13 protein-coding genes and 5 tRNA genes are annotated in these 13,306 nt (G+C 36.2%); 7 read left to right on the plus strand and 11 right to left on the minus strand.

The window, feature by feature from the left end; translation table 11 throughout:
• Nucleotides 1-514 precede the first annotated feature (514 nt).
• Nucleotides 515-1,426 carry a methyl-accepting chemotaxis protein gene (locus MHI40_RS01835; protein ID WP_093536224.1) on the plus strand — a complete coding sequence of 304 codons (912 nt, stop codon included), beginning with the start codon at nucleotides 515-517 and terminating at the stop codon, nucleotides 1,424-1,426.
• A gap of 216 nt (nucleotides 1,427-1,642) precedes the next feature.
• Nucleotides 1,643-1,870, plus strand: coding sequence for a small acid-soluble spore protein Tlp (gene tlp / locus MHI40_RS01840; protein WP_093536222.1), 228 nt, complete (start codon nucleotides 1,643-1,645; stop codon nucleotides 1,868-1,870).
• Nucleotides 1,871-1,921: 51 nt separating this feature from the next.
• Here the strand turns inward: tlp and MHI40_RS01845 are convergent.
• From MHI40_RS01845 to MHI40_RS01865, 5 genes are all read right to left on the minus strand, one after another.
• Nucleotides 1,922-1,992 (minus strand) — tRNA-Gly (locus MHI40_RS01845).
• A gap of 6 nt (nucleotides 1,993-1,998) precedes the next feature.
• A tRNA-Phe gene (locus tag MHI40_RS01850) sits at nucleotides 1,999-2,074 on the minus strand.
• Between the two features lie 140 nt (nucleotides 2,075-2,214).
• Nucleotides 2,215-2,290, minus strand: a tRNA-Asp gene (locus tag MHI40_RS01855).
• 3 nt (nucleotides 2,291-2,293) lie between these two features.
• Nucleotides 2,294-2,368: transfer RNA gene (locus MHI40_RS01860), tRNA-Met, on the minus strand.
• 96 nt (nucleotides 2,369-2,464) lie between these two features.
• Nucleotides 2,465-2,557 (minus strand) — tRNA-Ser (locus tag MHI40_RS01865).
• Nucleotides 2,558-2,815: 258 nt separating this feature from the next.
• Here MHI40_RS01865 and MHI40_RS01870 point away from each other — a divergent pair.
• A complete protein-coding gene (locus tag MHI40_RS01870) occupies nucleotides 2,816-4,354 on the plus strand; it encodes a DEAD/DEAH box helicase (RefSeq protein ID WP_411748340.1) in 1,539 nt (512 codons plus the stop codon).
• A gap of 26 nt (nucleotides 4,355-4,380) precedes the next feature.
• On the plus strand, nucleotides 4,381-5,160 hold the full coding sequence (locus tag MHI40_RS01875; RefSeq protein ID WP_340761286.1) for a YqhG family protein: 780 nt from the start codon (nucleotides 4,381-4,383) through the stop codon (nucleotides 5,158-5,160).
• 183 nt (nucleotides 5,161-5,343) lie between these two features.
• On the opposite strand, the gene MHI40_RS01880 is transcribed toward MHI40_RS01875, so the two are convergent.
• The 3 genes from MHI40_RS01880 to MHI40_RS01890 all read right to left on the minus strand — a co-directional run bounded on the left by MHI40_RS01880 (nucleotide 5,344) and on the right by MHI40_RS01890 (nucleotide 7,334).
• Nucleotides 5,344-5,568, minus strand: coding sequence for a sulfurtransferase TusA family protein (locus MHI40_RS01880; protein WP_093536219.1), 225 nt, complete (start codon nucleotides 5,566-5,568; stop codon nucleotides 5,344-5,346).
• Nucleotides 5,569-5,584: 16 nt separating this feature from the next.
• On the minus strand, nucleotides 5,585-6,649 hold the full coding sequence (locus tag MHI40_RS01885; protein WP_340764356.1) for a YeeE/YedE family protein: 1,065 nt from the start codon (nucleotides 6,647-6,649) through the stop codon (nucleotides 5,585-5,587).
• 319 nt (nucleotides 6,650-6,968) lie between these two features.
• Complete coding sequence (locus MHI40_RS01890) at nucleotides 6,969-7,334, minus strand: DUF2188 domain-containing protein (RefSeq protein ID WP_340761287.1); 366 nt, start codon at nucleotides 7,332-7,334, stop codon at nucleotides 6,969-6,971.
• A gap of 107 nt (nucleotides 7,335-7,441) precedes the next feature.
• On the opposite strand from MHI40_RS01890, the gene MHI40_RS01895 reads away from it, so the two are divergent.
• Both MHI40_RS01895 and MHI40_RS01900 read left to right on the plus strand, forming a co-directional pair.
• Entirely contained in the window at nucleotides 7,442-8,056 is a 615-nt protein-coding gene (locus tag MHI40_RS01895) for a DUF2238 domain-containing protein (protein ID WP_445678320.1), read from the plus strand.
• A 129-nt stretch (nucleotides 8,057-8,185) separates the two neighbouring features.
• Nucleotides 8,186-8,929, plus strand: a complete 744-nt coding sequence (locus MHI40_RS01900; protein WP_340761289.1) for a LysM peptidoglycan-binding and 3D domain-containing protein — start codon at nucleotides 8,186-8,188, stop codon at nucleotides 8,927-8,929.
• Nucleotides 8,930-9,131: 202 nt separating this feature from the next.
• Here MHI40_RS01900 and MHI40_RS01905 read toward each other — a convergent pair whose 3' ends face one another.
• Together MHI40_RS01905 and MHI40_RS01910 are read right to left on the minus strand one after the other, a co-directional pair.
• On the minus strand, nucleotides 9,132-9,344 hold the full coding sequence (locus tag MHI40_RS01905; protein WP_340761290.1) for a hypothetical protein: 213 nt from the start codon (nucleotides 9,342-9,344) through the stop codon (nucleotides 9,132-9,134).
• Nucleotides 9,345-9,570: 226 nt separating this feature from the next.
• Complete coding sequence (locus tag MHI40_RS01910; protein WP_340761291.1) at nucleotides 9,571-10,827, minus strand: hypothetical protein; 1,257 nt, start codon at nucleotides 10,825-10,827, stop codon at nucleotides 9,571-9,573.
• Nucleotides 10,828-10,938: 111 nt separating this feature from the next.
• Here MHI40_RS01910 and MHI40_RS01915 point away from each other — a divergent pair, with 111 nt between their 5' ends.
• Nucleotides 10,939-11,592, plus strand: coding sequence for an SIMPL domain-containing protein (locus tag MHI40_RS01915; protein ID WP_340761292.1), 654 nt, complete (start codon nucleotides 10,939-10,941; stop codon nucleotides 11,590-11,592).
• A 58-nt stretch (nucleotides 11,593-11,650) separates the two neighbouring features.
• Here MHI40_RS01915 and MHI40_RS01920 read toward each other — a convergent pair whose 3' ends face one another.
• Entirely contained in the window at nucleotides 11,651-13,300 is a 1,650-nt protein-coding gene (locus MHI40_RS01920) for a methyl-accepting chemotaxis protein (protein ID WP_340761293.1), read from the minus strand.
• Nucleotides 13,301-13,306: the final 6 nt, after the last annotated feature.

The following is a 13,306-nucleotide window of genomic DNA, read 5'->3' on the forward strand; positions in this document are numbered from 1 at the left end:
CTAAATGGACAAGATTATTCCATTCATTATAAGAAAAGTTAGTGGAGTAAAATTTTAGAGAGGTATGCGACAAATGAAAGAACATTAGAAATCCTTAATGAAAGTTCTACGAAGATTAAAGGAAATATTGGATATTCTGTAAGATCAAATTGTCATTTGAAGGACCTTTTCTTCAAGAGCGAGTAAAGCACATCAAGGCTTTTCATCATTTAGCTGTTGGTATGAATTAAACATCTACTAATAAGTTTGTATAATGTTTGTATAATTGTTTTAAATAAACTTTGACATTTATTGTTTTTTTATGTTAAATAGTAACTAGGCCATGACGTGATTCCTAAGTTCTATAAAAGAGCAAATTATAGACTGTAAGATAAAATTCTTGCTCCTTTAGAATGAGGAAAACTTTTTGTGGATGAACGGATTGTATTGAAATCGTTAATAACTGATAAACAAAGAATATTCTACAAGTGTTGATAGAAATAGATAAAGTAAATGGGATGGGGCATAGACGAATATGATAACAGTAAATAATAATGTGACGGACGAGCTTGTAATGAATGCGATTAAAAATAATCTAGCTATTATTAGGTTTGATATGAATAGGAAGGTTGCATATGTCAATGATCTGTTTGCGCAAACCTTAGATTATACAATAGAAGAACTGTATGAGAAGAGTCATGAAGAGTTTTGTTTTCCAGCTTTTGCGAAGAGCACCGATTACGAAAAGTTTTGGAGGAATCTGTTATCCGGAAAAAGTTTTCAGGACAAAGTGGAGAGAATGGATGCTTCAGGAAATCGTGTTTGGTTAGAAGCTACTTATATGCCTGTCTTTGCAGAAGGAACTAGAAGAAAAGTCATTGGAGTTTTAAAAATAGCAACCGATATTACTAACCGACAAAATTCAATTGTACAAGTTGCAGATGACTTGAAACAAATGTCAGCGGAGTTATTCAATCGCTCGGAAGTTGGTATAACAAGAAGTGAAGAATTAGGAGATACGATCAAGCGAATTGCCGCGGATTCTCAAGGGAATCTAGATAACTTGGTAGGATTACATAACCAGACTGATTCAATAAAAGGAATTGTTAAGACGATTCGACAAATTGCTTCGCAAACTAATCTATTGGCGTTGAATGCTGCTATTGAAGCTGCAAGAGCAGGGGAATTTGGCCGAGGGTTTGAAGTAGTAGCAAAGGAAGTAAGAAAACTCTCCGTTCAAGTAGAGCAATCTATTTCAGAAGTAAAAGAAAATATTGAAGGGATTGTACGAGAAATCGAACAAGTGACTGAGAATATCACACGTGTATCTGATAACGTAGAAAAAACGCATCAGCAAATTCATTTAGCTATACAAGATTTTGCTGAAATTTCTTCGTCTGCTGAGGCTCTTGATGACCGTGCACATAAATTCCAGGAGCTCATTTAAAGTCAAGATCTCCAACTCCTGAAGCCTTTAGCGATATTTAACTGCATATGTACTTTGTTCCCCATGCAGTTAACGAAGGATAGGAAAAAGCCTGGAAGTGCTCCTCCAAGCTTTTTTTGAGTTTTAACAAAATTACCTATGATTTACCTACCTCTGAATAATTTTAGAAATATAGGAGACGATAAATTATGTGTGAAATAACAAGGAGGAATTGAAGTGACTAATACCAATAAACCTAACCCAGATGACCGATCAGATAATGCGAAAAAACTGAAAAAAATGGTGAAGAATACAATTGAAAATATGGAGGCTGCCGAAGAGACAATGGAACACACCATTGGAAATAATCAGGAAGCCATCCGGGAGAAGAATGAGCGTCGAAAAGAAAGTATCGAAGGTTTCCGAAAAGAAATATTAGATGAAGCAGAAAATAGAAATAAATAATAAAAGAAGACCTATTGATCAAATGATCAATAGGTCTTCTGCAATTCAAGAAGCGGGTGAAGAGAATCGAACTCTCATCATCAGCTTGGAAGGCTGAGGTTTTACCACTAAACTACACCCGCATAATATGGTGGCTCAGGACGGAATCGAACCGCCGACACAAGGATTTTCAGTCCTTTGCTCTACCGACTGAGCTACTGAGCCACATCAGTTTGCACTAAGCTTCGCATCTCTTCGTCAACTTCAGTCGTTCAATTAGTCACGTACTTGAGTACGCTCCTTCTTTCACTCGTTCGTTTCCTTGACCTGCTTGCTTATTCCAAACTTCTAGTTTCAAAAAAAAATGGCGGTCCCGACCGGGATCGAACCGGCGATCTCCTGCGTGACAGGCAGGCATGTTAACCGCTACACCACGGGACCATTTGGTTGCGGGGACAGGATTTGAACCTGCGACCTTCGGGTTATGAGCCCGACGAGCTACCACTGCTCCACCCCGCGACAATAATATACTTACAAACACCATGATACTGCCCTCAAGAAAAGTAGGACACCTGCGACAATAAAAAGTTACAACTACCAACAATAAAATAAAAATGGAGGAGGAAGAGGGATTCGAACCCCCGCGCGGTATGACCCGCCTGTCGGTTTTCAAGACCGATCCCTTCAGCCGAACTTGGGTATTCCTCCGTGATTAACAATTGACTGGATAAGTTCCGAATCATTTGCGACTTTTATATTATATAGCATTATTAACTAGAAAGGCAATAGTTTTTTATGAAAAAAATAAATTAGTTTCTAAAACAGTAGATTTTCTAGGTTATTTTTTCAATTAGATTTCAAAAACATCGCGTGTCTAAAGGATTGTTAAGTCAATTTCTCTTTATTTAGAAACTTAATCATACACTTCTACTTTTGGGACATCCTAAGGAAAAGTATTCTGAGGTGATGGAAATGATTATAGAAAAGTCATCGGAATGGGCAGAGGGCTTGACTAAGCGATTAGAAGGTATTGAACCGTGGGATAATTGGACATTTTATAATATGAGCTATCGTATTGCGCAAAATAACTTAATCACGGAGTTCACAGGACTTCAATCTCCGAAGTATTTAACTAATTTAAAGCCACTTGAACATCAATTGAAGGTTGCAGAAACAGTTATTGAAAGAATGAATGGAAAAGCAATTTTGGCTGATGAGGTGGGACTTGGTAAAACCATAGAAGCTGGCTTGATATTGAAAGAGTATTTAGTTCGCGGGCTAGTAAAGAAGGCTTTAATATTGGCTCCCGCTTCACTTATCAATCAATGGGTGGAGGAGCTGCATTATAAGTTTTATATACCCGCTGTAGCTTATAAGAAAAATACTCCTTTAGAACATTGTGAAGTTGTTGTTCTGAGTATGGATACCGCCAAAAAAAGTCCTCATAGAGAACTTATCTTTGCACAGGATTATGACATGATCATTATTGATGAAGCACATAAGTTAAAAAACCACAAAACTAAAATCTACGAGTTTGTGCAAAGTTTAAAGAAGAAATTTTGCTTATTGTTAACTGCTACTCCTGTTCAAAATGATGTGTTTGAACTATTTAATCTTATTTCACTATTAAAACCTGGACACCTAGGAAATTATGAGACGTTTCAATCAGCGTTCTCTGCAAGCAAGCATGATTTAGAGCATGATGACTACCTGAAAGAGCTGGTAAACCAAGTGATGGTCCGAAACCGAAGACAAGACACGGGGATAGAATGGACGAATCGTCAAGTGAATATTATTCCCATACAGTTTACAGCGGAAGAAAAAGAAGTGTATGAACTAATCTTAGACTTGAAGAATATTTCTCCTGTTTTTTCAGGAGCTTTTTCGATGATTACACTACAGAAGGAAATGTGTAGCAGCAAGGAGGCAACATTCCTTACATTAAATAAAATGCGGCAAAATTGTACAAGTTTAGAGGAAAATAATTCTGTAGAAAATGTTATGCAAAAGTTAATGGCATTAGATATAAACTCAAAAGCAGAGAAAGCATTTGAGATAGTATCTAAAGCTCAGGATAAAGTAATTATTTTTACGGAATATAAAGCAAGTCAAGCATACTTGCAGTGGTTTTTACACACAAAAGGTATTACAAGCGTGCTTTTTAATGGGAAATTCAATAAAAATAAACGAGATTATATGAAGCATTTATTCAAGGAACACGCGCAAGTATTAATAGCAACGGAATCAGGTGGAGAGGGAATAAACCTCCAGTTTTGTCACCATGTGATAAATTATGATCTACCATGGAATCCAATGAAATTGGAACAACGTATTGGGCGTGTACACCGGCTAGGGCAAGAACATGATGTTCATATTTACAATTTAGCTATTGATAACACGATTGAGATAGATATATTGCAACTACTTTACAAAAAAATTGATGTTTTCGAAAAGGTCGTAGGTGATTTAGATGATATATTGTCCGCTTTCAAACAGACGATTTAAACGGGGACATGTAAAGGAGGATATATATGTACCCACAACAGGTTCAGCAATATTTACGAACTTTTTTCTCGGAAAATAATTGTCAGTTTGTAAATGATACGGATCATTATCTCACGGTTCAGCTGACAATAGATATGGATAAACGCATTATGAATAGGCCTTACTATTGGCAATATGTAGAAACTACTGGTGGAGTACCTTGTCCGGCACAGCTTACATTAATAACGGATCAAACAAAGTTGACTGAGAATATTAAGGGCGAGTTAGTGCATTTTGGATCACCGCGTTTGAGTCAACTTTTTCAAGTGACGCATGATATGGGTTCTTTTATCCAAATGTTTGAGCAGGTAGAGGGAACCATTAACCGACCAATACTTACTCCATGGCTAGGAGTGAATTATAAAGTATCCTATTACAGCAATCAAACAAAAGAATTACTTCATTCCCTTGGTATTAACTTGATGAATGGCAATATAATATCCAACTTTCATACTTCTTTAAACGAGATGAATATTGCTCCTTCTATGCCACCAAATGCCTTTTTACTACCTTATGTTATTAAACCAAATCGCGGTTTAGAGCGTTTAGATGGAGTAGTTGAAAATGCGATTCAGCAGGACGACCATTCGTGGGCTGAGCAAGCGAAAAAAAGATGGCAACGAGATATGCGGGTGTTAGAATTCTTCTATGAAGGTGTGGAGGTAAGACCTGAGAGCTACGAGATGGAAAAAACAGCACTGGAACAACAGTATGAAGCGCGGATAAAGATCGAAGTTATAAACGGAGGTATCTTTTATTTAAAATAGCCTTCCTGTAAAAGTCCATAATATCACCGAGAAAAGAGAGGCTGGACATGATGTTAGTCACGTCTAGCCTCTCAAAAAATTATAGGTACTAATAGAGCCAAACGTCTGTTCATAACACTTCACTTCAAACCGATAGAAACAGATTTTGAAATTACTGAACCGAATGTCTTATTGTTCGGTTTATTATTTCTTTTGAACAGTTATAGTCCATGCGGCATCGCCAACCTGTTCATAGTTAGTAACGTTATGCCCTTCTTCCGCAGCCCAACGAGGAATTGTATCTGTAGCTTGTGTACAATCAAATTCTATTACTAGTTCATCTCCTGAGCTTAACTCTGCGATTGCTTCTTTTGCTTCTACTAAAGGGAAGGGACAAACCATTCCCATGACACCTAATACTTTTTTCATGTATGACACTCCTTCTTTATGCTGTTGTTATGCTTGTTTGAACAGTGGCGTTACTTTTCTTTTCCTTTCTTCCACGGATGAAGACGAAGTAAACAGCTGTCCATGTACCAAGAATCATGAAGATTAATGCAATCCAACCCTGCCAGGTCATTAGAGCCGTCATAACCAACCCGTTCCCAATAGAACAACCACCTGCCAAGCTTGCTCCAAATCCCATTAAGTTACCGCCAGTAAAACTAGTTAATCCTGTTTTTACATCAGGCATTCTAAAGCGGAACTCATTGCTTGCTTTAGCGGCAACAAATGATCCTACCAAAATACCAAGAACTAAAAATACTCCCCAGTTAATGAATGCCAAATCTCCTGTAGTTAAATATTGTAGGATATTTGCAGAAGGAGTAGTAATGCCTAAACCTGCGATTCGCCCAGTTGCTGAGCTTAATGGCCAAGCGAGAATTGCAATAAGTCCAACTAATAATGCAGTCAAAAATGGATGCCAGCGCTTTTCAAATAAAATGTGTGCCAACCCTGTTTTTTTCGGTTTAAGTGTTGGGATAACTACTTTTGGTTTTGTAACTTCTTTATAAATAATCCAACCTACCACAGCTAGTAATAGTGCAATTAAAAACCAAACGTTTATTCCGAGAGTATCTGCCATAGAATTCGATGGTAATTGAGGCTGTTGGATTTTTAGATTTAACGGACTGAGTGGGCCTGTTTTCATAATTGTGCTCATAAGTATATAACCAGCTAATGCAATCCAACTGCCTATTAAACCTTCTCCAGCACGGTACCAAGTTCCAGTAGCGCAACCACCGGCTAGCACAATACCGATACCAAATATAAATGATCCCAAAATAATTGCAAATAACGGTAAAGTACCTGTGCTAATTTGAATGACTTCAAGTGCGACAAGTGTATAAACACCTACACTTTGTACTGCAATGGCAATTAGTAAAGCATAGAACATACGATTGTCTTTCGTTAAATACATATCACGAAAGCCACCAGTCAAACAAAATCTTCCTCGTTGCATAACAAACCCTAACAAAGCACCGCACAACAAACCAGTAATAATCATTTGTACCAAATAAATACCCTCCCTTTAAATCCGACTAAACTAATAGGGTTATAATATATTATTCTATTATTGATTTCAATAGTAATTTTGGAGGAGAAAATTATTTTCATAGATAAAGTGAAGAATTTTGATGATGCAAATGAAAATTAATAAGATAGAAGAGGGCTATTTAGTTTAACTCGAGTATTACGTAGAATCTCTCATAAAAAAACTCCCGAAATTGAGATTTCAGGAGACTGTAAATTACTCTTTTTAATACAGCATAGATTAATTTTATAGAAACTATATCTTGATTATTTATCGTTCTTACATTCTTAATTTATTCATATAGAGTATCTTCTATTGAGCCATCTTCCTCATAAATAGTAAGAATACCGTTTTGATCATTTACATATGGTTTTGCTTTTTGAAGTAATTCTGCTTTCGTTTTCTCCACAATAATAGAACGTTTACCGTCTGCTTTCCTCAAAACCCAGTCGGTTTCACGCGAAATAACTTCGTATGTAACACGTTCCTCTTCATCGCCGTGGATGGCTTTTCTTGCCTGAGAAGTAGCGATAGAAATTGCTCGTCCCTCCTCATAATTATCTTCTAACAAGGCATTGGCGATCTCAATAGCTTTCTCTCTTACATCGGTTTCTAAATTTTTCATAGAATCGGGATAATCGTCTTTATTCCATGGCATTTTTAACGCCTCCTTAGCATTCGTTTTCCCGTTTCTTAAGGACTGAAACGTATTTGCATCATCAAATGCATTTTTGGACAGGCTAGGGTATGAAAGGAGGGAGGAAGTTGAGATTTCAAGCTATCTCTAAAATACACATTAGCCTATTTGCTATTGTTCTTGTCGTTTTAATATGGTCAGCTATTAAACCATTCGATTATGCTGACTGGCTAGCGGAAGTAAGCCCGGGTGTGATTGCTATAATTTTACTGGCCATAACTTATAGGAAGTTTCGATTTACCACGCTTTCCTACTTCATCATAGCCTTTTTATGTATTCTTACATTTATAGGGGGGCATTTTACATATTCTGAGGTTCCGTTGTTTAATTGGGTGAAGGACGAATTTGACTTAAAGCGAAACAATTACGATCGTATGGGGCACTTTTTTAAAGGTTTTGCTGCAATCGTAGTGAGAGAATTATTCATACGCCTTAGCCCGTTAACAAAAGGTGCTTGGTTATTTGTATGCACGACCAGTATTATTTTATCCATTGCAGCTTTATACGAAATTATTGAATGGTTAAGTACGAAACTTACAAAAGGAAGTAAGGCTACTAAAGACTTTCTAGGTATGCAAGGAGATAAGTGGGATGCTCAGTGGGATATGAGTTTAGCTTTAGCTGGTTGCCTATTAGCTTTGCTCATCTTATCAAAATGGCATGATCGGATATTAAAGAAGTAATATTACAATTGTTGCATTTTGTCGAATCCTGTCACTTAAATGATATTTCTTCCTAATGAGAATGCAATGGTTCTGTCATATATAGGTGGTATGATGAATCTCGTTAGTGAAAAGGAGGAAATTCATTTTATGAAAAAACACATTATTGCACTAACTGCAATTGTAACACTATCAGTAGGAACGGCAGGTCAAGCGTCTGCATCAAGCGTTCATACGGTAGAAAAAGGTGATACACTTTGGTCTATTTCTCAAGCGGAGAATGTAAGTGTACAAGATTTACAAACATGGAACGATCTCAATTCAACAGTTATATATCCATCTCAACAATTAAAAGTGGAGGAAGCTGTGCAAACGTATGTTGTTGTTACAGGTGATACATTATTTAATATAGCTGAAAAATATAATATGACTGTAAATCAATTAATGACAAACAATCAGTTAACTAGTGATTTAATCAAACCGGGAGATAAATTAGTACTAGATGGAGCAAAGGTGATACAGCCTAAGGTAAGTGCAGCTACGACGACAACTTCTGTTACTTCTAATGCTCCAACTTCAGAGACTAAAACACCGGCTTCTGTTGAGAAAGAGTTAACGATGACAGCAACAGCTTATACTGCGTCATGTGCTGGTTGCTCGGGAATCACAGCTACTGGTATTAACTTAAAAGCTAATCCAAACCAAAAAGTTATTTCTGTCGACCCAACTGTAATTCCATTAGGTTCAAAAGTATGGGTAGAGGGCTATGGAGAAGCGATAGCTGGTGATACTGGCGGAGCCATCAAAGGAAATAAAATAGATATTTTCATCCCAACGAAACAAGAAGCACTAAATTGGGGACGTAAAACAGTGAAGGTAAAAGTTCTAAATTAATTTGTTTTAACGGAGAGACCTAATGGAGTTAATTCCACTAGGTCTCTTTGGCTTTGTGGGAAATCAGGTTTACAGAGTTCTATCGTTAGTATTCCACTCTACGCTATGTGAAAAACTTCATTAGTAAAAATATAAAGTGTACCCAGATAATTTGCTAATGAAGTTATTCTCTACAAATTTGAATTCCAGCATAATGTTTAAGTTAGGCCGGGAAATCAACTAAGGAAATTCTACGGCAGTCTGCAACTACCAAACCTCCGTCTTCTTCTCTAAAGTAAGCAAGGTAAGTGTCTTCTTCTAGGTTGATAAAACGAAAAACATCTTCATTAAAACCGTCTACAACAATCTCATTTACTCGATAGTTTGGGGGTAAAGTCGCTAATAAACCACAAATACCATCTCTATTATTATTCAAATATATTCACCTCCATCTAAAAGGACTTCCACTCTCACAAGAGGGGATATTATATTTTATGTATTGTTATAATCTATCGATAGGTTAATATCTCGTTAAGAGAGATTTAATCATTGGAAACAGAAACTATGTAGCAAAGAAATCTATTTTACAGTAAAAATGGTCGGACATGACGTAAGTCACGACCAACCATTATATAGGATAAGTATCTAAGAGATTTTTATTTTTAATCCCAATGAATTGCTTCTATTTTTTCAAGATCAAAAGAGATCGTTTCTATGCCATTTGAAAAAAAAGCGATACCTGTTTTTTTATTGATTGAAATTAGTTTTTCTACTGCGATTGGCACACCCCCAACAATAATTTGTTTAAGAGGATAATCTGGTGGAAGCTTAGATAACAATATACCTAAGTTACCCTTTATATCTAGTAGTCTCTCTATGGAATCCTTTACATCTGATAGAACTTCAATCTGTTGAGCATCTACTTCTTTAATACTTTCCAGGCTAACTTTAACTTTTTCAAGTTGTCGATCTTGATTGTCTGATAACTGCAGTAAAAAACCTTGCTGTCTATTTAAGCTATCTTGTAGATAATTATATATATCGTCCTGCTGTGTTATTTGATGTTTAATTTCCTCAAATATTAATTCATCCATCTCCTCAGAAAGCTCCAGTTTCTCATTTACCTGATTATTAAAATGGTTTTGCTCTTTAAATTGACTTGAAAAAAGCTGATACTGATTGTTTTGAGTTTCAGATAAATTATTTAGAATTTCTTTTTGTTTATTAAATTGCTCGTTTATTTGTTTTACCATTTCTTCCAGATGAGTTGGAGATGTTAACTGTTCTTCTTTAGCAGAATATATTTTATGCAAAAGGTTCTGTTCTTCCAAATTTTTCGATACTATAGTAAAAAACCGCTTTTGTTCTGTTAGCACACTTTGAATGATTTCCAATTGCGTATCTGTCTTACTTCCATGTTGATGTAGTTGACCTTTAATATCTTCTAAAGAACCGTTTTGTTTAATAGCAAAATTGTTAAGAAAATTTCTTTGCCTATTCACACTTACTTGTAGTTTTGTTAGTGCTCTCTCGAAATTGTTTGTTTTCTCGTTATTTACTTCGTTAAGTTCAGAATGGTTATTTAAAAGTACATTGATGGATTGAAGTGATTGCCCTAGGTTTTGTAATTGGTACTTGGATTCTTTTGAAGTTTGCGCAAAATTGAACAGTATCTTTTTGATATTGCCATAATCATATCTGTGATTAGTATTTAACTTATTAAGGACTGTGCTTTGATCACGTAATTCACGTAAAATGGTTTTACTCGATTGGTCCAACTGTGAAATAGATTTCATTAAACGACGATTTACGACTATTTGTTCTTCTAGAAATTCTGCATTGTGATTGGTATAAAAATGTTTTTGGCTGTTACTCTTTGCCAAGGCATCAGAAACTAAATGGACCTTCGATTCTTTCACTTCTTCATACTCCTTTATACAGAAAGTCATTATGCCTTATTTTATGAACATTATTGTTATATGTGATGAATTAGGTTGTGTTGGTATAAACATATAAAAGGTGGTAATTGAATGTTGTATGCAGGTATTCCATCTCTTTCAGTTCCTATGGTGAGAATAATCACCGTAACTGGCAGGGGGGTAAAAGAGGTTGCACCAAACTATGCTCAACTCCAAATAGAAGTAAGAACGCAAGGGAAAGAGGTACAACAAACCCAGGCAGAAAATGCCCAAGTGATGAATCGGGTAATACAATCCTTATTGGCGTTAAATATTCCAAGGGAAAACATACAAACAGCAGCTTTTAATATCTTTCCGCAATATGATTTTATAGACGGAAAACAGGTATTCAGAGGTTATGAGGTGACGAATGCTATTACAGTAAAACTAGAGGATCTTGAAAAAGTGGGTAGTGTAATCGATACTGCGGTGGCAAATGGGGCGAATAGTGTATCGTCTATTCAGTTTGGTTTAGATAACCCAGAGGTTGTTTACCAACAGGCGCTTCAGAAAGCACTTCAACATGCTCAAGTTAATGCTCAAACAATTGCTCAGACGATGAAGCTCACATTATATCCACAACCAATTTCTATCGTGGAGGAGCACCAGCAAAATGGACCAGAACTGTATAAAACACTCTCGATAGCTAGTTCGCAGATGGGAACACCTATTGAGCAAGGAGAAATTTCTGTAAGTGCAACCGTTACTGTCAAATTTCAGTATTAATAAATGAAAGACCAAAAATCCCCGTATGTTAGTTTATACACGGGGATTTTTGGTCGTACTAAATATTAAATTTGGAAACCCTAATTTGTAAGTCCTCGGCAAGATTTGCTAGAGAGACAGCTGCTGCTGTTACTTCTTCCATTGAGGCTAGCTGCTCTTCTGAAGCCGCAGCAACAGAAGATGAACTATCAAATGTTTCACTTGCTACTGTAGACATATTATTAGCATGGTTAGCAACATCTTTAACAATTATATGAATGTTATTTGTGATGGATGATATATCTCCAACTTGTTCTTTTACTAGTTCTACCGATGTCAGGATATCATGGAACGTTACTTCCGTGTGATGGGCAATTGTAAGCCCAGAGTCAACTTTTTCCTTTACTCCATTAATGGATGTTACTGTTTTCTTTGTCTCACTTTCAATTTCGGTAGCAATTTCGGAAATATCAGAGACCGATTTTCTCGTTTGTTCGGACAGTTTCCTCACTTCATCTGCAACTACTGCAAAGCCTTTACCCGCTTCACCAGCACGTGCTGCTTCAATGGCTGCATTTAGAGCAAGCAAATTCGTTTGGTCCGCGATGTCTGTAATAAGTTTGAGGATGTGCACAATTTCTTTAGAACGGTCATTGAGTGTGACAAGCGCCTGATCTGTTTCTAATACAGCATCATTTATTAATCTCATCTGTGCTACTGTATCTTGAACGAATGCAGAACCTTGCAAGGTTTTCTCATTAGTTGCAATCGTTATTTTCATTGTATCTTTTGCTTTTTCCGCAATTTGAGTAATTGCATTTGCGCTTTCCTCTGCAGAGCGAGCAGATTCTTTTGCCATATTTGTTTGATGCTCTGCTCCTTCAGAAACTTGTTGGATAGAAGAGGATATCAATTCAGTACCCTTCATCGTCTCATCTGCACTTGCCATTAGTTCTTCTGCAGAAGCGGCTACTTGATTGGAGCTATCAGAGACGTGCGTAATGACTTCTCTTAAATTCATAGTCATTTGTTCAAAGGACTTTTGCAGTGTTGCCACTTCATCTCGAGTTTTTACTTGTACAATATCGACAGCAAGATTCCCGTTGGCAATTTCCTCTGCATTCTTAGTAATGTCACGGATTGGCCGAACAATTCTATTGGTAAAGATAATCACCAAAGTGATACTACTAACTAACAACAGCACTACTAAAATAATGGAAATAGAAATAATACCATCAATTTTGGTTTGCAAATTGCTCTGCATAATCGAATATTCTGTAGTAATATTTCTTTTTAATTGAATAACGTCATTTATAAGTCCTTTTGTACGCGTTGATTGTCGCTTAATCTCGGCAAGGTTTTGTTCCGTAATTGCTTGATTGGAATAACTTAATATTTCTTCATACTTTTTAGAGATATTAGTATTCAATTGTTTCTGTTCCGATGTTGTTAGGGAAGATGATAGTTCATCATTGATCGATTGAGTAGAAGCTAAATCGACCTCTATATCATTTTTATTGCTTTCTGATATATTTAGCGAGTATACACTTAACGATTTTTGTAAGCTTTTTGCTGAACTATTTAACTCTTCGACTTTCACTAAAGCTTTTACAATTTCTTCTGTCGACGATTTTAATGCCGATAGTTGAATTATGTTATAGCCGATAATACAGGCAGATAGTAGCAACGGGATAATAGATATCATTAATATCTTCTGTTTAAGCTTCATATTCTA

It is taken from the genome of Psychrobacillus sp. FSL H8-0510 (assembly GCF_038008345.1).
Classification (GTDB): domain Bacteria; phylum Bacillota; class Bacilli; order Bacillales_A; family Planococcaceae; genus Psychrobacillus; species Psychrobacillus psychrotolerans.